General features: G+C 47.9%; 22 protein-coding genes. All 22 read right to left on the minus strand.

The window, feature by feature from the left end:
• Positions 1 to 10: 10 nt before the first annotated feature.
• Complete coding sequence (locus HPY28_RS02875; protein WP_017248132.1) at positions 11 to 661, minus strand: zf-HC2 domain-containing protein; 651 nt, start codon at positions 659 to 661, stop codon at positions 11 to 13.
• A complete protein-coding gene (locus HPY28_RS02880) occupies positions 658 to 1,248 on the minus strand; it encodes an RNA polymerase sigma factor (protein WP_007716581.1) in 591 nt (196 codons plus the stop codon). The genes HPY28_RS02875 and HPY28_RS02880 overlap by 4 nt, the downstream gene beginning before the upstream one ends.
• 146 nt (positions 1,249 to 1,394) lie before the next feature.
• The gene (locus tag HPY28_RS02885) at positions 1,395 to 2,516 is read right to left on the minus strand and encodes an amidohydrolase family protein (RefSeq protein WP_174230058.1); all 1,122 of its coding nucleotides are present in this window, start codon (positions 2,514 to 2,516) and stop codon (positions 1,395 to 1,397) included.
• 323 nt (positions 2,517 to 2,839) lie between these two features.
• The gene (aroA, locus tag HPY28_RS02890; protein ID WP_017248130.1) at positions 2,840 to 4,120 is read right to left on the minus strand and encodes a 3-phosphoshikimate 1-carboxyvinyltransferase; all 1,281 of its coding nucleotides are present in this window, start codon (positions 4,118 to 4,120) and stop codon (positions 2,840 to 2,842) included.
• Positions 4,121 to 4,210: 90 nt separating this feature from the next.
• Entirely contained in the window at positions 4,211 to 5,314 is a 1,104-nt protein-coding gene (locus tag HPY28_RS02895) for a prephenate dehydrogenase (protein WP_026043044.1), read from the minus strand.
• A gap of 69 nt (positions 5,315 to 5,383) precedes the next feature.
• A complete protein-coding gene (gene hisC / locus HPY28_RS02900) occupies positions 5,384 to 6,478 on the minus strand; it encodes a histidinol-phosphate transaminase (protein WP_017248128.1) in 1,095 nt (364 codons plus the stop codon).
• A 29-nt stretch (positions 6,479 to 6,507) separates the two neighbouring features.
• A complete protein-coding gene (gene trpA / locus HPY28_RS02905) occupies positions 6,508 to 7,326 on the minus strand; it encodes a tryptophan synthase subunit alpha (RefSeq protein ID WP_017248127.1) in 819 nt (272 codons plus the stop codon).
• A 2-nt stretch (positions 7,327 to 7,328) separates the two neighbouring features.
• Positions 7,329 to 8,549 carry a tryptophan synthase subunit beta gene (gene trpB / locus HPY28_RS02910; RefSeq protein WP_173621608.1) on the minus strand — a complete coding sequence of 407 codons (1,221 nt, stop codon included), beginning with the start codon at positions 8,547 to 8,549 and terminating at the stop codon, positions 7,329 to 7,331.
• Positions 8,512 to 9,180, minus strand: coding sequence for a phosphoribosylanthranilate isomerase (locus HPY28_RS02915; RefSeq protein WP_017248125.1), 669 nt, complete (start codon positions 9,178 to 9,180; stop codon positions 8,512 to 8,514). The genes trpB and HPY28_RS02915 overlap by 38 nt, the downstream gene beginning before the upstream one ends.
• Positions 9,177 to 9,977 (minus strand): indole-3-glycerol phosphate synthase TrpC, encoded by an 801-nt coding sequence (gene trpC / locus HPY28_RS02920; RefSeq protein WP_174224739.1) that lies wholly within the window; start codon positions 9,975 to 9,977, stop codon positions 9,177 to 9,179. The genes HPY28_RS02915 and trpC overlap by 4 nt, the downstream gene beginning before the upstream one ends.
• The gene (gene trpD / locus HPY28_RS02925) at positions 9,967 to 10,992 is read right to left on the minus strand and encodes an anthranilate phosphoribosyltransferase (RefSeq protein ID WP_017248123.1); all 1,026 of its coding nucleotides are present in this window, start codon (positions 10,990 to 10,992) and stop codon (positions 9,967 to 9,969) included. Before trpD ends, trpC begins: the two co-directional genes overlap by 11 nt.
• Complete coding sequence (gene trpE / locus HPY28_RS02930) at positions 10,986 to 12,500, minus strand: anthranilate synthase component I (RefSeq protein ID WP_017248122.1); 1,515 nt, start codon at positions 12,498 to 12,500, stop codon at positions 10,986 to 10,988. Before trpE ends, trpD begins: the two co-directional genes overlap by 7 nt.
• Before the next feature lie 290 nt (positions 12,501 to 12,790).
• Complete coding sequence (aroH, locus tag HPY28_RS02935) at positions 12,791 to 13,168, minus strand: chorismate mutase (protein ID WP_017248121.1); 378 nt, start codon at positions 13,166 to 13,168, stop codon at positions 12,791 to 12,793.
• Between the two features lie 2 nt (positions 13,169 to 13,170).
• Entirely contained in the window at positions 13,171 to 14,271 is a 1,101-nt protein-coding gene (aroB, locus tag HPY28_RS02940) for a 3-dehydroquinate synthase (RefSeq protein ID WP_017248120.1), read from the minus strand.
• On the minus strand, positions 14,271 to 15,434 hold the full coding sequence (gene aroC / locus HPY28_RS02945) for a chorismate synthase (RefSeq protein WP_017248119.1): 1,164 nt from the start codon (positions 15,432 to 15,434) through the stop codon (positions 14,271 to 14,273). Before aroC ends, aroB begins: the two co-directional genes overlap by 1 nt.
• A 335-nt stretch (positions 15,435 to 15,769) precedes the next feature.
• Complete coding sequence (locus HPY28_RS02950; protein ID WP_007716564.1) at positions 15,770 to 15,928, minus strand: hypothetical protein; 159 nt, start codon at positions 15,926 to 15,928, stop codon at positions 15,770 to 15,772.
• Between the two features lie 76 nt (positions 15,929 to 16,004).
• Entirely contained in the window at positions 16,005 to 16,778 is a 774-nt protein-coding gene (locus HPY28_RS02955) for a CheR family methyltransferase (RefSeq protein WP_017248118.1), read from the minus strand.
• A 128-nt stretch (positions 16,779 to 16,906) separates the two neighbouring features.
• Positions 16,907 to 17,350, minus strand: a complete 444-nt coding sequence (gene ndk / locus HPY28_RS02960) for a nucleoside-diphosphate kinase (RefSeq protein ID WP_007716560.1) — start codon at positions 17,348 to 17,350, stop codon at positions 16,907 to 16,909.
• Positions 17,351 to 17,454: 104 nt separating this feature from the next.
• Positions 17,455 to 18,420 (minus strand): polyprenyl synthetase family protein, encoded by a 966-nt coding sequence (locus tag HPY28_RS02965; protein ID WP_017248117.1) that lies wholly within the window; start codon positions 18,418 to 18,420, stop codon positions 17,455 to 17,457.
• A gap of 9 nt (positions 18,421 to 18,429) precedes the next feature.
• Positions 18,430 to 19,293 carry a menaquinone biosynthesis protein gene (locus HPY28_RS02970; RefSeq protein WP_174230059.1) on the minus strand — a complete coding sequence of 288 codons (864 nt, stop codon included), beginning with the start codon at positions 19,291 to 19,293 and terminating at the stop codon, positions 18,430 to 18,432.
• 4 nt (positions 19,294 to 19,297) lie between these two features.
• Complete coding sequence (locus HPY28_RS02975; protein ID WP_173621604.1) at positions 19,298 to 19,894, minus strand: UbiX family flavin prenyltransferase; 597 nt, start codon at positions 19,892 to 19,894, stop codon at positions 19,298 to 19,300.
• A complete protein-coding gene (locus HPY28_RS02980; protein WP_017248114.1) occupies positions 19,891 to 20,760 on the minus strand; it encodes a UbiA-like polyprenyltransferase in 870 nt (289 codons plus the stop codon). The genes HPY28_RS02975 and HPY28_RS02980 overlap by 4 nt, the downstream gene beginning before the upstream one ends.
• Positions 20,761 to 20,804 lie beyond the last annotated feature (44 nt).

Consider the following 20,804-nt stretch of genomic DNA (forward strand, 5'->3'; position numbering starts at 1 on the left):
TCATATACCATTATGCTCGCGTTAGCCAGCTCATTGTAAGAACAGTAATAAGGATTCCAAAAATACTAAGCACAATGCTGTAATTCGGCTTGGCTAAATCAGTAGAAGTCGGCTTTCCATCGAGCGGTACGATCGATGCAGTAGCATGTTCCAGTGAATCACCTTGCGACGTATACGGCTGTGCTTCTACCACGTATGTACCGTCGTCTGTTTGCATGGAAGAAGAAATGACTTGCGCCTTTGGCGTGTTAATCTCCATGACTTCTCCGTTAATAACGAGAGAATTCGCATGCTCCGTGGTACTTGTATTCACATATAAAGTGAATGAAAAGACCATGAGCAACAAAACCGCTACACTCGCACCCATGCGTCGCATTCTCGCTGTCACGCTGAAAATTTTTCTGCCGATCGGGATCGCCCACTGCTCTTCCGATAAAATACGGGCCATCACCGCGTCTACAATGGAACGTGATGGAGTTACAGAATGATATTCTTCTTTATCCATTTCCATCCACTCACCACTGTCCGACCAAATCTCATAGTCGGAACGACAGGCATAGCATGCTGCCATATGGTGATCAACCCGACGTTGGGTCACCTCAGGCAACAGATTTTCGGCGTATTCAGGCAGCATTTCCTGAACTTCTTCACATCTCATCATCGATTCATCCCTTCAGCTTCATCCAAATGAGGGTCCAGGATGTAGTTTTCCAACTGTCCACGAATACTTTGCCGCGCTCGAAACAGTAGAGACTTCACAGAGCTCACTGTTAAATCCAGAATCGTAGCGATTTCTGTGTAATCCATTTGTTCGTACTCGCGTAATATCAGTGCTGAGCGTTGCTTCTCTGGCAGACTGTTGATTGCCAGTCTTACCATGCTCTCCCGTTCATTCCGGAGCAAAACTTGCTCAGGCAGTGTCTTGGGAGATGCCATAGGCACTTGCAACGTATCATCCAGATACACATCAGAATTGCGACTCTTGCGCAATTCACTGAGTACGGAGTTGCGTGCAATCGTATAGAGCCAGGTGGAGAATGTAGCTTCTACATCTCGGAAAGAATGAATGCTCTTATACGCCTTGTAAAACGTCTCCTGACATATATCCTCCGCTATATGCTCTAAATGTGCCTGACGCAAAAGATGAGTGACAAATGAGAGGATCTTTTTTTCATATCGACGAATCAGTTCAGCATAGCATTCCAGATTACCTTCTTTAATCTCTCGGATAAGCTGGGAATCGGTCATGATCAGGATTACCTCCTTGCGATTCCGATCCCTCAGCGGCCTTTTGCATAATTAGACTGCTGGGGATGTAAAAAGTTGCGCGACCTTACGATTCTTTTTCTCGTGTGTCTGCTGGAAACCATTCACGAAAAAACCCCCAACCGGGGTTATATGACATAAGCGTAGGGCTTCGTGTCGAATAAACACTTACCCATACCAATCAAAGGGATAAATCGCATATTTCGATATATCCATTTACCGTTCGACATAACAGATGTTGGAAGATGCATTTCACTAAAATTGAGAATAGTGGAAAGATCATTCTTTGTCAACCAGTTTTCCTTTTTCAGGAAAACGATATCAGCGTCTGCGCCAGTTGTCAAGCTTCCTTTTCGCGGATACAGTCCAATTGCTTTTGCGACATTTGTCGAAGTGAGCCTGACTAGCAAGCAAAGCAATTCTTCAGGCGTACACCAGTTCTTTCGTGTATCAATCCGCACATCGTGAATCGGAGATGCTACTTGCCAACTCCCAAACCATTGACGATGTAATTGACGAAGACCTTGATCCGTCACTTCAGCAGGTAAACGAAAGATATGCAGGAACGGATCATTTTCTTTAATATGAAAGGCCGCTTGAGAATCAGTGATGACTGTGCGTAATCGCCAATAACGAGTAGCCTCGATCCAAATCTGTCTAATGAGTTCCCGTTGTTCTTTTTTCAAAAACGGATCATTCTGTACCTGCATGTGCAGGATCGTATGTTTAGACGTATGAAGTTGCAAAAGCGTTTCCCATTTTATTGTGGAAATTTCTTCTGGATTTCGAATCGTGACATGAAACGAAGAATAGCCATGGTTCATCCACTCTGCTAAGCGGTCACCGTGAAGATCAGCGACATCGATTTCCACATGCCAAACATAATCCAACAAACTGTTGAAGTGCTGGGTTTGTTGATAGTGAATTTGCGGTCTGCTCATCCAACGCTCTGGCTGGAAGACGTCCACCAGGCTTGTACATCCCGAGCTGATGAGATTTCGCATGGCTTCTATATAAACATCTACATCTTTGATTTTATACAACGAATGTGTCGGGAGTGCGACGAAACCGGGCAAAAGATACATACCGGTAGCATCTATTTCTTCATATGAATCGTTGAAGGGGTTTTTCGTCAAGGTATCTTTAGCCATTCGTACAATTTTCCCATGACGAATCCAAATATCTACTTCTTTCATTCCTAGTGCTGTGACAATCGTTCCTCCACGTATGACCGTCCCTTGCTCCAGCATAGCTCGTCCCCCTCCCGTTTCTCATGCACATACTACCCTTGTACGAGCATATGCACAGAAAGGGGAAAAAGTACTAATGAAGATCAAACCGCTTTTTAAACAAAAAAAAGACCGCCGTTGATGTAAGCGCATTCAAACGACGGTAGCACACACGTGCTTTCTTATATTGGATAGGAGTGGAGAGAAACCATACTGTAGTTTTATAATAAACGGAATGTAAGCGCTTGTCAAATCATTTTTGCTAAAATTCGGAACGCTTTGTCCTCCCCCAAAAAAAGAAGCCTGCTACCTTATAAAGGCACAGACTTCTCTTTCATTTTTTCTTATTGGCTGATTTTCACAAGCAAGCCATGGAAGCCAGGGAACGATACATCAATCGCATCATCATTTTCGATGGTCGTCTCTCCCTCGGCAACGAGACCCGCAATCGCCATCGCCATGCCGATTCGGTGATCCCCCATGCTATCTATGACAGCCCCTGTCAATCCTGTTTTTCCTTCGATGATCATTCCGTCATCTGTAGCTGTCACCCTAGCGCCGAATTTGGACAGTTGACTAACCACCGTGGCAATACGGTCTGTCTCCTTTACTTTCAGCTCTTCCGCATCACGGATAACGGTTTGACCTTTGGCCTGCGTTGCCATGACCGCAATCACCGGAATTTCGTCAATCAGGCGTGGAATGATATCTCCAGCAATTTCAATACCGTGCAGCTCCGAATGTGTCACGAGGAGGTCTGCAACCGGCTCTTCATTTACGACTCGCTCATTCAAAAGCTCCAGACTTCCCCCCATCGCCTTGACAACATCAATAATGCCCGTGCGGCTTGGGTTAATTCCGACATTTTCAATGAGAAGAGAGCTGCCTGGTACAACCATTACAGCCGCAATTAAAAAGGCAGCGGAAGAAATGTCACCGGGAACAGAAATGGCACGGCCCTTCAGCTCTTGTCCGCCTTCTACTGAAACGGTCAAGCCATCACGCACAACTTGTACACCAAATGCTTGCAGCATACGCTCCGTATGATCGCGGGATAAATGCGGCTCTGTTACACTCGTCACGCCTTTTGCCTGCAACCCTGCCAACATAATCGCTGACTTCACTTGTGCACTCGCAACTGGGGATTGATACGCGAACCCTTGAAGCTCCCCACCTCGAATGGATAACGGTGTGTATTCGCCGTCTTTTCTTCCATCGATTTTGGCGCCCATTTGACGGAGCGGTCCGATCACACGACGCATTGGTCTTTTGGCAATGGACTCATCGCCTTCCATCACCACATGGAAAGGCTGTGTTGCCATGATCCCTGCCATTAAACGAATGGTCGTACCGGAGTTCCCTACATCCAAATGTTGAGACGGTTCCTGCAAGCCATACCAGCCTTTTCCTTGTACGGTTACGGCATCTCCTTGTTGTTCAATCTCAATCCCCATCCGACGAAAGCAGCTAATCGTGCTCAAGCAATCGGCACCCGGCAAAAAGCCTTCAATGGTTGTGGTTCCTTCTGCTAGAGCTCCAAACATAACTGCACGATGGGAAATGGATTTATCTCCTGGCACGCGAACGGTACCTTTGATTTGTTTGGCTTGTTGTACGCGAAGCATTTCTTCCACTCCTTTTCTCTCTCACGCTCTCCAGAACGCCAGTCGCACTGTGAAGCGTCTTCGTTGTAAAGTGTGTTTGCATAAAAAAACTTATGTGCGCTTGTATACATTGTAATCGAAAAAGCGAAGAACTTCCTCTCCCTTTTCCAACTCTTGTTGCGAATGGAACGTAATGCGTAGCACCCCATAAATGTCTTCTCGTGTCTCTCTGATTTGGAGATTCGTGATGTTGATTTCTCTTGCTCCCAATAGTGTCGTAATTCGTCCGATTTCACCCGGGTTGTCAGGGATATCGATATACAAATCGTTCAAAGGAGGCAATGCACCCGTTTTGCGCTCAGGCAAGCTGTCGCGGAATTCTCGTGCCGTTTTGAAGAAATGCTCGATTCCTTCTGGATCTCCCTGTTCTACAAGGTGAACGACATCTTCCAATGCGTTTGCCCAATCTTTTGCGATTTTCAGGATCGGATCACGGTTTTGCAGCAAAATGTCACGCCACATCTGAGGGTTGCTCGATGCAATGCGCGTAATATCACGGAAGCCACCAGCAGCAAGCGTAGCATGCCAAGCATTTTCCTCGTCGTACCCTGCCACCAGATTGACCAGAGCAGAAGCGAGAATATGCGGGAAATGGCTGACTGCACCCACGACCTGATCATGTGAATCCGCGTCCATTTGCACGACTTTTGCGCGAGTCAGTGTAAGTAGTTCAGACAATTGCTTTACTTTTTCTTCAGGTGTTCCCGGCGCTGGTGTCAAAACATAATAGGCGTTTTCCATAAGACGGTCAGAAGCAGCTTCCACGCCGGATTTATGCGAGCCAGCCATCGGATGTCCACCAATAAACGTGACATGATCGGGAATGACATCCACCGCTTGTCTCACAATACCTGCTTTTGTACTGCCAACATCCGTAATGATCACACCAGGCTGTAGATCCATTTCCACTAACGAGCGAATGGTCGCAACGATTTGCTCTACAGGTGATGCGAGGAAAATGACATTTGCTTCTCGAACTGCAGTCTGCAAATCAGTTGTGCCAGCATGAATGACACCAAGAGTCAGTGCTTTATCCAAACAATCCTGACGTAAATCGTAGCCGACTACCCGAATATTTGGATCACGTCGCATAGACAGCGCGATTGAGCCGCCGATCAACCCGACGCCGATTACAGTAATGGTGGTTCTTTTCATCTCCACTCTCTATCCTTCCTACATCTCTCTTAGACAAAGATGCCGAGGCATGCCCGGCATCTTCGTTCTTTATTTCAATGCTCCAGTCACGATTTCTTTTAATACAGAAAGAATCTTATCATTTTGCTCTTTGGTCCCGATGGTAATACGTTGAAAACCTGGGAAGCCTAGCGCATTACCAGAGCGAACGATGATGCCTTGAGAGAGCAGCTTCTTAAATACTTCATCGGAATCCCTTTTCAAATCAACCAAGATAAAGTTGGTCTGAGATGGATAGTAGGAAATTCCCCACTCGTCAAAGGAATCGGTAAACTGCTTCATGCCTTCACGGTTACGATCGCGGCATGTTTGCACAAATTCCTGGTCTTTTAACGCAGCACGTGCTGCTACTTGGCCAAGTGTGCCTGTATTAAACGGCTCACGCACATGTTCCAAAGAGGAAATGAGCTCCTCTGACGCGACCCCGTAGCCGATACGAAGGGCAGCCAGACCGTAGATTTTGGAGAACGTACGCAAAATAATCAGGTTCGGATACTCAGCGAGCATCGGTACTGTTTGTGGATACTCTGGATCCACCACATACTCGTAGTAAGCCTCATCCAATACGACCAGCACATTTTGGGGAACCTTTTTCAGAAAAGCTTCCAACTCGGATGTTGTTACAATCGTCCCAGATGGATTGTTCGGGTTACACACCCATACGACCTTCGTCTGTTCGTTGATGGCAGCCGCCATCGCTTCGAGATCGTGAACGCCATCTTTCAACGGCACCTCAATCAAGTCTGCTCCTTCAATAATCCCATTTGAGCGATATTGCGAGAACGTTTGCGTCGCCATGACTGCATTTGTTCCTTCGCCCAAAAAAGCACGAGAGATCATCAACAGAATTTCATCAGACCCGTTGCCGAAAAACAATTGACCTGGTTTGACTCCGAGGAAGTCAGCAAGATCCCAGCGTAGATTAAGGCTTGCACCGTCTGGATATAGGGCCAAATTGTCCAACTGTTCCGCAATGGCGGCTTTAGCCTTCGGTGAGGAACCAAAAGGATTTTCGTTGGACGCCAGCTTGATGACTTCGGTCAAACCAAATTCACGTTTAACGTCATCAATGGGCTTGCCAGGTTGATATACCGGGGCATTGAGTATGCGTTGTTTCGGTTGCATCCACGTTCACTCCAGTCACATTTTTCCCACTATTGTAGCGCACTGGCTAACTGATGTACAAAGGTTTTTATTTTTTCTACTGCTTCTGGCATCTGTTTTGGATCTTTCAGCTGCTCAGCATGTTCCTCGATCAGCTGTACAATGGCACTTCCCACAATGACACCATTTGTATGGGGTGCTACTGCTCGTACCTGATCCGGCGTGGATATTCCGAAGCCTACCGCAGTAGGAACCGATGTACTAGCCTTTACTCGTTCCAGAAAATCTGCCAAATCCTCTCGCAGGTCGACACGGGCACCCGTCACACCGAGCGACGATACACAATAAAGAAATCCGGTTGCTTGCGCTCCAATCGTATTGATTCTGGAACTAGAAGTTGGTGCCACCAGCGAAATGACATGAATGCCATTCTGTTGTGCTGCGGTTACTACTGGACCGTTTTCCTCAATCGGCAAATCAGGAATGACAACACCGTCAGCACCATAGGCAGCGAGATCGGCAAAAAAGCGCTCGATGCCATATTGTAAAACCGGATTGAAGTAGGTGAACAGGACGATGGAAGCCTCCATACCTGATTCGCGAAGCCTTTTGACCAAGTGCAAAGCATCCCCGATCGTCACGCCATTTTTCAGCGCGCGTTCTGAAGCCCGTTGTATCGTTGGGCCATCTGCCAAAGGATCGGAGTAAGGGACGCCGAGCTCGATGAGATCTGCTCCTGCTTCGACCATCGCTTTTACGAGATGAAAGGTTGCTTCTATTGAAGGATCGCCTACCGTTAGAAATGGGATGAATCGTTTGCGATCACGATCCGCGAATAATTGATCGATTCTGTTAAGAGCTGTCGTCATGATTACTCTCCCCCTCCTGCTGTCAGCGCTTCTTGAATAGTTAGTACGTCTTTGTCCCCTCGACCAGACAAGCAGATCACGAGTATTTGGTCTGAAGTCATTTCTTTCGCACGTTTTATCGCTTCAGCAATCGCATGTGCGCTCTCCAACGCTGGAATGATCCCTTCCGTTTGACAAAGCACTTGTACTGCCTCGAGCGCTTCCGCATCTGTTACCGATGTATAGGTCACTCTTCCACTGTCTTTGAGATAGGCGTGCTCAGGTCCTACTCCTGGATAATCCAAGCCGGCCGAAATCGAATGCGCTTCTTGCACCTGTCCGCATTCATCCTGCAACAAGTAGGTTAAGGAACCGTGGATGACTCCCGGGCGTCCAAGTGTTAGTGTTGCTGCATGCTTTTCAGTATCAATTCCTTTTCCTGCCGCTTCTACCCCTCTAAGCGCGACAGACTCATCCTGAATGAACGGATAAAACATGCCAATCGCATTGCTGCCGCCACCAACGCAAGCAACGATCTCGTCTGGAAGCCTTTTGAGCATTTGCAGGACTTGACCGCGAGTCTCTTCTCCGATAATTTTTTGGAATTCGCGTACGATGTACGGATATGGATGTGGGCCAACGACAGATCCGATGACATAAAACGTTTCTTCGACATGGGAAACCCAATGGCGAATCGCTTCGTTTGTCGCATCCTTAAGTGTACGTGAGCCAGATACAGCAGGAATGACTTCGGCACCAAGTAGCTTCATCCGAAAAACATTCAACGACTGGCGACGAATATCTTCTTCCCCCATGAACACCTTGCACGAGAGTCCGAGCTTTGCTGCCACAGTTGCACTTGCCACTCCGTGCTGACCAGCGCCCGTTTCGGCAATAATTGATTTTTTGCCCATGCGCTTGGCTAGCAAGGCTTGGCCCAAAGCATTGTTCAATTTATGTGCACCCGTATGGTTAAGATCTTCTCGTTTCAAATAGATTTGGGCACCGCCGACCGTTTTCGTCAAACGCTCTGCATAGGTGAGCGGAGTTGGGCGTCCAGCATACTCGCTGAGCAGTCCATTCAATTCTTGAACAAATGCCGGGTCTCGACGTGCTTCTTCAAAAGCGATCTCGAGTTCTGTCACCGCATTCATCAAGGTTTCCGGAATAAACTTGCCTCCGAAGGCACCAAATCGTCCGTTTTCGTCAGGCACGACTCGCGTAGTTGTTTGAATGTTGTTCATGCGCCTTCACCCTCTCCACCAATGTTTTTATTTTTTCGGCGTCTTTTTCGCCATCTGTCTCTACTCCACTGGACACATCGACTATCCCTGCTTGATACTGCCCCATTAATTCTCCGACATTCTCCGCATGAATTCCTCCAGCAATGATGCAGTCAGCTTCCTCGCATGCTGCTTGCAATGCAGGGATTTGCTCCCACGAAAACTTTTTCCCTGTACCTCCTGCTTGACTAGGGTCATACGTATCAAACAAAAAGGCACTGACAATGCCTCGATAGGATTCAATTGCTTGAGCAGCATCCGCTTCTCCGCCCACTGCCAACGCCTTCCATACCGGAATTGCAAACCGCTCCCGAACTTGCTGGCAAAATTGTGGCGTCTCCTGTCCATGCAATTGAATCACAGATAATGGTGCCTCACTTAGCACTTCCTCCAGTTCTTCCATCGTCGGATTTACGAACACACCAACAGCAGGAGGATGGCCCGAAACGGCTGCAAGCAATTGTCCAGCAGTCTGGGCATCTACTTGTCGCTTACTTGGGGCAAAAACAAGGCCTACGTAATCGACTTCCAGCTCTTTTAACAGCGCAAGTGTTTCCGCTCGCTTAATCCCGCATATTTTCAAACGAGTCATACACTCACCCCCGGTGCTGCTTCTCCCACGAGATCAATGACTGCGCGCTCTACGTCTGTTTGGCGCATGAAATGCTCTCCAACTAAGACAGCCCGGGCACCTGCACTTCTTACATTCTCAATATCCGCTGGTGTCGAAATCCCACTTTCGCTCACAATCGTCAATGACGTAGGCAGTTCTGCAATCAGCTCATGCGTAACGGCTAGGTCAGTTTGAAACGTATTTAAGTTTCGATTGTTGATCCCGAGCAATTTAGGTTCCATTACTTGAAAAACAAGCTCGCACTCGCGTTTGTCATGAACCTCCACCAGTACATCCATGCCCAGCTCCTCGGCAGTTTGGTTCAGGTGGCGAAGTGTTTCCCGATCGAGAATGGCTGCAATGAGCAACACACAATCAGCGCCTGCTGCTCTTGCTTCCACGACTTGAATTTCATCAAGTAGAAAGTCTTTTCTAAGTAATGGACGATCAATTGCCTCGTGAATTTGCCGTAGATAGCTCAAGCTCCCTTGGAAAAAGGTCTCGTCTGTCAAAACAGACAAACATTCTGCGTGAGCGGCCTGATAAGCCTTCGCAATGGTCACTGCTTGGAAATCAGGTCGGATTAACCCTTTGGATGGCGATGCTTTTTTTACTTCGGCAATCACGCTTACAGGCCGTACACTTGTCTCCAATGCGTGACGAAATCCGCGTGGACGTTGTACTTCTTTCGTTGCTGCGAGCAATGCTGAAACGGTTGTTTCTGCTTGAAGACGTGCGATCTCTTCATGTTTCTTTTCTACGATTTTACGAAGCATGAATCATACCTCCTGCGATGTGACGAACGTGCTCAAGCTTTCGCGTGACTAGTCCGCTGTCGATCAATTCCGCTGCACGTATAACCCCTGTTTCAATCGAGCTAACACGATCTGCGAGGTAGAGGATCGCGCCCGCATTCAGCAAAACGATGTCGCGTGCTGCCCCACGTGCACCGGAAAACACGTCGTGAATGATCTTGGCATTCTCATTGGCATCACCGCCGCGCAAAGCATCCCTTTCATGTCTACGAAGACCGAACTGCTCAGGCTCGATTTCATACGTCAAAATACGCCCATCGCGCAACTCGGCAATATGACTCGTTCCCGTTACCGTCAATTCATCTAGACCATCCGAACCTGCGACAACGAGCGCTCTGTTCACATCCAGCTCGTGTAAGACTGCGGCTACATTTGGAAGCAGCTTGGCATCATACACGCCCATAAGCTGATGGCTGGCACCTGCTGGATTCGTCAATGGTCCCAATAAATTAAACACTGTGCGAATCGCCAATTCTTTTCGCGGTCCAGCTGCATGCTTCATTGCTTGGTGGTACAGAGGAGCGAAAAGGAAGCAGAGATTGGTCGCACGCAGGCAATCTGCGGCGTCCTTTGGAGATAAATTGACGGGCACTCCCAACGCTTCCAACACATCAGCACTGCCACTTTTGCTGGAAACTGCACGATTCCCGTGCTTGGCGATACGTACACCGTCAGCTGCTGCGACAATGGCACTCGCCGTCGAAATGTTAAAGGTGTGACTTCCGTCTCCGCCTGTTCCGCAGGTGTCTACCAGATCTGGCAGATCGATCGGAAAACTCATCGCCCGCGCTCTCATCGCTTTAGCAAAACCGATAATCTCTTCCACTTGCTCGCCTTTCAAGCGAAGACTCGCTAAAAATGCACCAATTTGAGCCGGAGTTGCCTTTCCGTCCATAATCTCGCCCATGGCCTCTTCTGCAACCGTCCGTGTTAAGTGCTTCCCAAGCAGAATTTGTTCCAGCGCGTATGTTAGCATGACAACTCCACCTTTCTGACAAACATCTGTTCCGCTTTTTCTAAAGCGGAGAGCATCGCTGCTGCTTTGTTCACCGTCTCTTGATATTCACTCGCAGGGACCGAGTCCGCTACGATGCCTGCTCCTGCTTGTACATGTGCGTACCCATCCTGAAAGAACAACGTTCGAATCGTGATACAGCTATCAAGTGAACCATCAAATGAAATGTAGCCGATTGCTCCCGCATACAGATGGCGTGCGTCAGGCTCGAGCTCTGCAATAATTTCCATCGCCCGTAGCTTGGGAGAACCAGATACCGTCCCTGCCGGAAAAGCGCTTAGCAATGCATCGAAAGCGTGCAGTCCCTCACGAAGCTTGCCTGTCACATGCGAAACCATATGCATCACATGGGAGTAGTTTTCAATAATCAGTGCTTCCTCCACTTTCACACTTCCGTACGCAGAGACCTTTCCTACATCGTTGCGCCCTAGATCCAGCAGCATGTAGTGCTCGGCTCTCTCCTTTTTATCTGCCAAAAGATCAGCCGCCAGCGCAGCATCTTCTTGTGGGGTTGCCCCTCTTTTCCGCGTTCCGGCAATCGGTCGCATCTCTACTTTTTCATCTTCTACACGCACGAGCAGTTCTGGTGATGTCCCGACCACGGTCTCGCCCTCATATTCGAGATAGTACATATACGGGGAAGGATTCAACGTGCGCAACAATCGATACACCGCAAAAGGATCGACATCTGTCTTTACGGAAAAACGTTGCGACAACACGACTTGAAAAATGTCGCCGGCTGCGATGTATTCTTTCGCCTGCACGACTAGTTGCTCGTATTGCTCACGCGTCATATTTGGCTCTACTGTTAATGGCGTTGGTGTATCCGCTGCTACTTGAATGCGCTGATCCATTTCAAGCGGAGCCATAACTTTTGCAGCGAGCTCCTCGATTCGTTCGCAGACTTGCTTGTATTTTTCGCCAATAGTATCCGCAGTGTCGCCTGGCTCCACATGGAGGTTCACAATCAATTGAATTTCCTGCTTCAAATGATCAAAGGCGATCATCTCATCAACGAACAGAAAGCGCATATCCGGCACTCGTACAGCTTCCTTGCGATGTGCTGGCAAATTTTCGAAGTAGCGCAGCGTATTGTAGCCGAAAAAGCCTACGGCACCTCCACTGAGACGAGGTAACCCGGGTAGCTTTGGGCTTTTGTAGCGATCGGTTTCTTCACGCAAAAAGGAGACGGGATTTCCTGTCTGGACAAGCTTTTCACCAGTACGATAGGAAATGGTGATTTCTTCCCCTTTTGCTTCTACGATTTGAAAAGGATTCATGCCAATGAACGAAAAACGAGCCCAGCGCGCACCACCTTCTACGCTCTCCAGCAAAAAGGAATCACTCGTGCGAATCTTCTGATACAAGCGAATCGGTGTCTCCTGATCCGCCAACAGTTTCATGCTTACAGGGATAAGGGAATACGACGCCGAGAGGGTCTTAACCTCGGCAAGGGAAGGGAAATACATGAACTCTCATCTCCTCAATTAGTGGGAGAGAAAAGGGAATCAGACATCCGCCTTTTCTACACCCGCTTCCTAGAGCGAGAGGTAGGGGGGGGGAATTTTTTGTATACAAAAAAACCCAGACAAAGAGACCTGGATTGGGTGTCAATATGTACCCAGCCTTCTCTTCTCTCCTCAACCTAACTCATCTCAACTCTGCTCAACTCATTCTCTGCTCTCAGCCGGCTTTTGCTTATTACCGGAAAAACGAGGCGCTCTCGTTTCACTTATGGTAAAAGAGAGCGCCCTAATTGTCAACCGCGATTTGTCAAATCCGGGCGCAACTTGACTGCATCACGCAAAAAGACGTGATGCATGTCTTTTGCTGTCTTGTCTGTATTCACATGCATCATAATACGAATACAAAGCGGCAAGCCACCCGGCACTGGAATTTCTCTTGCGCACATAAGTGGCACATATTGCCAAGCTTCTCCTTCAAGCAGGCGAGCCGCTTGAGCAGGGAAGGTCGCACAGAGGTCCTCTGTCGTCGTGATAATAATACTACCAATGTCTTCGGGGTTTACTTCATTGCGGCTTACCATTTCTTCCAACAACCATTTTGTAGAGGAGACAATCTCTTCGCGCGTATCGGCTTCCACCGTGACTGCGCCTCTGATTCCTCTCATTCCCATCCTTATCCCTCCACTTCTTCTCTCATGACTCCCAGTATGAGTTCTTCTTCTATATTTTTGACGACTTCAACCTGCCCGATTGCCCTAGGCAACACCAATGCCAGTTTTCCGCCTACCGTCTTTTTGTCCCGTTTCATGGCTTCCAGCACAGCTTCTGGCGAGAGATTACCCGGCCACGCCGTTGGCAAGTGGAACAATTCCAGCATCCGTTTCGTGCGATTGTATACACCTGTCTCGGCAAAACCAATGCGTTCCGCTACCTTGGCTGCCAAACACATCCCAATTGAGATAGCTTCCCCATGATTCAGCGTGGAGTAAGCAGACAGCGCTTCAAATGCATGCCCAAACGTATGACCCAAATTAAGCAATGCACGCTGCCCTTGCTCTGTCTCGTCTTGCGAAACAATAGCCGCTTTGACTGCGCAACCTTTTTCAATGGCTTTCCCTAATAATTCTGAATCGAGCTGCCATAACCTATCCGCGTTGTCTTCCAGCCAATCGACAAAGGCAGCGTCGGCGATAAGACCATGCTTAACAACTTCTGCAAAACCTGCTGCGATCTCCCGCTTCGGTAAGCTATGCAATGCTTTCGTGTCGTAAATGACAACTTTCGGCTGATGAAAAGCACCAATGAGATTTTTTCCGAGTGGATGATTGATCGCTACTTTTCCACCAACCGAACTATCATGTGCGAGCAAGGTGGTCGGCATTTGAACGAAATCAATGCCGCGCATGTACGTAGCAGCCACAAATCCAGCCAAGTCTCCGACGACTCCACCACCGAGAGCCAATACAGCAGACTTCCTGTCCAGTCCTGCATCAATTGCCTCTGTCATCAATCGTTCGTAGACAGCCAGGCTCTTCGATTGTTCTCCAGCAGCGATGACAGCTGAGTGGGCCGTATATCCATGCTGTCGCAAAACTTCAAGCAAAGGCTCTAGGTAATGAACCGCTACATTCTCATCTGTGACAATCATCAGCTTGCTAGTAGAAGCAATTCCTGCCTCTACTAGCAACGCTGCTGCATCGTGCAAAAGACCGTCGCCTATCACAATCTCGTAGGAACGCTCCCCCAGTTCAACAGTCAGCTTCTCTACACTCATTAGAATTTCTCCGTGTACGCACGGTATTGACGTACGTTTTCTGCCATGTCGTCAAGAGAATCAGAAGGGAATTTTTCGCACATTGCACTCGCGATCTCCCACGCTACCACTGCCTCCGCAACCACACTTGCCGCTGGAACAGCACAACTGTCGGAACGCTCAATGCTCGCTGAGAATGGCTCTCTCGAGTCAATATCCACACTCATCAACGGTTTGTACAAGGTAGGGATCGGTTTCATGACACCACGAACAACTACAGGCATTCCTGTCGTCATTCCGCCTTCGAGTCCACCTGCACGGTTTGTTTTACGGCTGTAGCCGGTTTCTTCGTTCCAAATAATCTCGTCATGAACTTGCGAGCCTTTCAGACCAGATGCCTCGAATCCGATACCGATTTCGACACCTTTGAAAGCCTGAATGCTCATGATCGCTTGTGCAAGACGTCCATCCAGCTTTCGGTCCCATTGCACATGGCTACCCAAACCAATCGGCACGCCTTCAACGATAACTTCTACGGTACCACCGAGGGAATCCCCGTCTTCTTTTGCTTTATCAATCGCCGCCATCATCAGTGGCTCTGCTTCTTTATCCAAGCAGCGTACTGGCGATTCTTCTGTGCGCGCAATCAGCTCGTCCAGACTTACTTCTTGTCGCTTCGCCACGATCTCATTGATCTGGAGTACCTGTCCGCCAATACGGATACCAAATGGAGCCAGCAATTGGCGAGCTACTGCACCAACAGCTACGCGGACAGTGGTCTCACGAGCGCTGGAACGTTCCAGAATATTGCGCATATCTCGTTGATGATACTTAATAGCCCCGTTTAAATCAGCATGTCCAGGGCGTGGACGGGAAACACGACGCTTTTCTTCAGTGCCTTCCTCTACAGGTTCAGCACTCATGATTCCTTGCCAATGCGTCCAATCATTATTTTCAACGACCAGTGTGATAGGAGCTCCGGTTGTATATCCATGACGGACACCAGAAAGAATTTTCACCTGATCCTTTTCAATCTGCATTCTTCTGCCGCGGCCATGGCCTTTCTGACGACGTGCCAACTGCTCATTAATTTCCTCAATGGAAATCGGCAAGTTGCTCGGTACGCCCTCAATGATAGCTGTTAATTGCGGCCCGTGGGATTCCCCTGCTGTCAAGTAACGCATCTCTATCCTTCCTCCATCCTCCAGGCAGCCTGTATCCCAAAATGACTCTTTTCGGGATGCTGTCCTTTATCACTTTTAAGCGCTATAATATCATACCTAGTACGCCGTGGAAATACAAAAGTGGCAAACGTCTGCGAAAAACCTTTTCTTTTTACAGGAAAACGCCCCTCCGTATAAGGAGAAGCGCTCTCGTTACGCTATCGCGAATAAATCAGGATTGACATACCTACACGTTAAGGAAACCTCTATTGTTGATAGCTCACGGAGGAGCGACCGCGTTTTAGAGGAAAGTTTCCATGCGTTCCGGGATATATAAACGAAGCGTTTATATATTCCTACACGTTGAAAAAAGGATTGGGGCTCAGCGGTTTGCGAGTGTGATCTACGCGTATCAAATCATCTAGTTGTGTCCTCTCCGCCCCTAATATCTGACCACATTCCTGCAGCGTGATCAGCCCTCGACGGTATGCTTCGATGACCTTGTGTTTATCCATCTGCTGCCTCCTCTTGCAAAGTAGGTATTCCTAGTCTTGGGAAAAAACAGCAGAGATATACCAAGGCCAACATGAATCAACCCATTTTTCGATAGAAGAACGTATCCTCTGTCTCCAGTTGGTATTGTTGCGGCTGAAAAATTTGTTCCGTGCTGCCTACAAAGAGTACCCCACCAGGTTTCAGTGCCCTGCTAAACTTATGATACAGCTCATGCTTTGCTTCTTCGGTAAAGTAAATCATCACGTTCCGGCAAATAATCAAATCAAATTGAGAATCAAATGAGTCCGCCAATAAATTATGTTTTTTGAACGTCACTTTTCTCTTCACTTCGTCCGTTATGCGATAGCTGAGTGTATCTTTTTCAAAATACTTCGTTACGAGATCTTTCGGACAATCTTGCAGGGAGCGATCCGTGTATACCCCTTGCTTTGCTTTTGCCAGTGCTCCCTCATCAATATCGGAAGCGAGCACGGTCGCATCCATCTTCTTGCTCAGCAAAATCAGTGAGAGTGTGTACGGCTCCTCCCCTGTCGAGCATGCAGCACTCCAGCATTTCACCCGCGGCGATTGCTTCGCCAAGCGTGGCAAAATTTTATTCTCGAGAACTTCCCACCGGCCTGGATTGCGGAAAAATTCCGATACGTTGATGGTCATCCTATCGAGGAACTCATAGAAAAGCTCCTTGTCTTTAGCGATGGCATCGAAATACTGGGCAAATGTGTTGTACCCCCGCTTTTGTCTCAACGAGGTTAGACGGCGCTTCATCTGTGCTTCCTTGTAGAGGGCAAGATCAATTCCAGTCATTTTCTTCACACTAGCAATAAATTGGAGAAAGTCCTTATCTTCCATGCTGAATCGTACCCCCTTTGAAAACTCCTTAATTTCATTCGCTATATTTCGTCATTATCCTATCTGTTTTGACAAAGATTTTGACAAAAAAAAGAAAACCCCACTAAATGGGGTTTTCTCGATCAGTCTTAGATCCAGCGTTGGATTGTTTTCTCGAAGGAGAGAACTTCTTCAGCGGAGAACCACAGGCCGATTTCACGCTCAGCGCTCTCAGGAGAGTCAGAACCGTGGATGATGTTCATGCCAACGGAAGTAGCGAAATCGCCACGGATCGTACCGGAAGCAGCGTCTACTGGGTTTGTTTTGCCCATCATAGCGCGAGCAGTTGTGATTACGTTGTTACCTTGCCATACCATAGCGAATACTGGTCCGGAAGTGATGAAGTCTACCAGTTCACCGAAGAATGGGCGCTCTTTGTGCTCTGCATAGTGTTCTTCAGCCAGTTCGCGGCTTACTGTCATCAGCTTAGCACCTACGAGTTGGTAGCCTTTTTTCTCAAAACGGGATACGATTTCCCCGATCAGGTTGCGTTGTACGCCATCTGGTTTTACCATAAGGAATGTTTTTTCCATTGTAAGTATGCCTCCATTAGAGCTATGTATTGGTGCATAAGACACCAACGTAAATTTTATCAAAACTAGAGTGGTCAAGCAACAGGAAGACCGTCAAAATATCATTAAAATTTGCGATCGATGATGTAATTGGCGATACCTGTCAAAGATGTCTTAGCTTGGTTGTTAGGTAAATCTACGAGAATGGCATGCGCACGGGCGATGTAACGTTCAGCGAGGCGCTGCGAAAAAGCAATGCCCTCATCTTCTCGTACCATACGAACTGCTTCATCCGTATGATCCCAAAACGTATTTTGCGCGATCCATTCCTGGAATTGCGCACGTGCCTTTCCATGATGAGCAGAATAAAGCGCAGGCAACGTAATGTTTCCATGCACCAAGTCGCTTCCAGCAGGCTTCCCTAACTGCTTCTCAGTCCCTGTAAAGTCCAAAATGTCGTCAGTAATTTGAAAAGCCATCCCCACATTGTAGCCGTACCAGTACATTTTGCGAATCATGTCAGCTGACGCTCCGCTTGCCACTGCTCCTAATTGACAGCTAATCGCAATTAAAAGCGCCGTTTTTCGTTTGATTCTGCGCAAATACGTACGGAAATTTTGGTCCCAGTTATTCAAATCCTTTACTTGCTCGATCTCTCCCTTGCAAACCTCGACGATTGCATTCGAGAGAATTTGGTGCAATTGCGGAATCGGGAGCTGGGAGGCAATGGCCAATGCCCGCGCAAAAATATAGTCGCCTGCGTACATGGCTACTTTGTTATCCCACTTCATCCGAACGGTATCTTTTCCGCGACGCTTATCCGCATCATCAATCACATCATCATGGACAAGCGAAGCCATGTGGATCAGTTCAAGAGGAACGGCCACATGCTTTAGCTTCTTGACATCGTAATTGCCCCACTTACCGCCAAGCAAAACAAAAACGGGACGAATCCGCTTTCCTCCTGCCTTGAGTAAGTGAGTCGAAGATAGATACAGCTCTCGAACCGGCGTATCAATCGCTTTTTCCAGTTCATCTTCTATGTATTGGACATCTTTTTTCATCTTGAAGTAAATATCGACTAGATTCATCCGTTCCACCTATCTCGTCAACGTAGTATTGGTCTGTCGGCCGCCAGCTTGCCACAGATCGACGGTTGCAGGTGCCGATAGAAGTCCCAGCTCCGCTGCGCATCGGTAATAGTACTCCAGTCCAATCCGCTGAACGTCACCGAAATCGTGCTGTAATCCTTGGAAATAGTGGATCCATTGCTCTTTCTCTCCACCGAAATGTGTGTGAACGTAGTCAATCAAAGGGGCTGTATTCGCTCTTGTTTTCCTTTTGCTCTCTAAAAAAGAAGCATGGACTTCCGCGATCAAATCATGCTGATCGGCAATAACCGCTCGACGAAGAGCCCAAATGGCAAAGGTCATGGAATAGCCCGTAAATTGATGCCACAGCTCTCCTAAGTCATAGACATGCAGGTCTTTGGCCGTTCGCTCAGCCGAAATAGCGTCGTCCCCGATCAAGAGCGCTGCATCAGCATCCTCCAGCATTTCTTGCAAAATGGGTTCCTGTGTAACGTAGGAAATCTCATAATCGTAAAACTTATGGAGAATGATCTTTAAGAGGTTCACTGTGGTAGCCGATGTGTTGGTCAAGGCTATTTTGGCACAGTATAATTGTTCAATCGGCTTTTTGCTGAACAAGAAAAGGGAGCCTACTCTCCCCTTGGCACTGACAGACAGATCTGCCAATGCCACGTATTCGGAGGCATGCTCTGCATAGCTAAACGAAGAAATCGGTCCCAAGTCAATCTCGCCATTCGCCATTGCAGTGTTTAACTGGGCAGGAACCTGGCGGATGAATTCGATTCGGTCTTCGAATTTCGCCTGATCAAAATAGAAGTAAACCGGCAATACATTGGTATACAAAATTTGTCCAACACGCAAAGACTTTTGCATGCGTTTATTCCCCCCAACGCCGGAACAGCGAATGTGGTACATCAATTGCATCCAAAGTTTTCCCTACTACAAAATTGATCAGATCATCCATGGTTTGCGGTTTCTGATAGTAGCCTGGCATAGCAGGCAGAATCTTGACTCCCAGACGACTTAATTTGAGCATGTTCTCGAGCTGAATCGCATTGAGCGGCGTCTCTCTCGGAACGATGACCAAGCGCCGACCTTCCTTGATCATGACATCTGCAACACGCTCCAGCAAATTACCTGATGCACCATGCGCGATGCCAGAAACAGTCCCCATCGAGCACGGTACTACGATCATACCGTCACAGCGATAGGAACCACTGGCTGCGGGACAATTGAAATCTCGCAGTCCCCAATAATGTAGCTCACCCGAAAAGTCTTGTTGCAGCTTCTTCTGCAATAGAGCTTCTCTGTCATCCGTGTGCCAATCCAGTTCATCACGAAATACTTGCCAGCCTGCTTCTGTAATCATCAAGTGAACGATATGTCCAGCACGTAAAAGCTCCTGGACGACTCGAACACCATAGATAGCACCACTTGCACCCGTTATCCCGACAGCCCACTTTTGCTTGTTCATGCAATCACCAAATCAATCATCGTAAAGGTAAACATCACGACACTCAAGATGCCATTCATATTGAAGAATGCCATGTCCAGCTTGGACAGGTCTGTCGGCTTTACCAGCGTGTGTTCATAGATCAAAATCGCACCAGAAATGAGCACGCCTACCAAGAACCAGATAGACAAGTCTGCGACTACATACAACGACATCAGACCAACGAAAGTAAGAACGTGGCATACGCGGGCAATCAGAAGTGCATTGGCAATTCCGAAGCGGCTCGGCATGGAATAAAGTCCTTCTTTACGGTCAAAATCTGCGTCCTGGCACGCATAAATGATATCAAATCCTGCTGTCCAGAACATAACAGATGCAAACAATAGAAGGCCGATGCCATCTACTTGACCCGTTGTCGCTACCCAGCCACCTAACGGACCAAACCCGATGGCAACCCCGAGAACAAAATGGCAAAGCCAAGTAAAACGTTTCGTATAGGAATAAAGCACAAGAACAAACACAGCGAGTGGCAACAATTTCACAGCCAAATCATTTAACTGGAATGCAGCAATGAACAACACCGCAAAGGACACCACGATAAATAAAATGACTTCCACAATCGAAATGAGACCAGCAGGTATCGCTCGTGTGACCGTCCGAGGATTTTTCGCATCAATCACCCGGTCGATGACGCGGTTTAAGGACATCGCTGCACTTCGAGCGCCCACCATCGCTACCGTCACCCAGAAAATTTCTGACCAGGTAGGCCATGCATTCTCTACCACAATACTTCCCAAAACAGCTCCCATAAAAGCAAAAGGCAAGGCAAAAAGGGAGTGCTCGAATTTAATCATTTCCAAGATGACTTTCAATTTACGTAGACCCATCTATGACACTTCCTATCTAGTGAAGAAATACCGGTTTACTCCCC

The organism is Brevibacillus sp. HB1.2 (assembly GCF_013332495.1).
Classification (GTDB): domain Bacteria; phylum Bacillota; class Bacilli; order Brevibacillales; family Brevibacillaceae; genus Brevibacillus; species Brevibacillus porteri.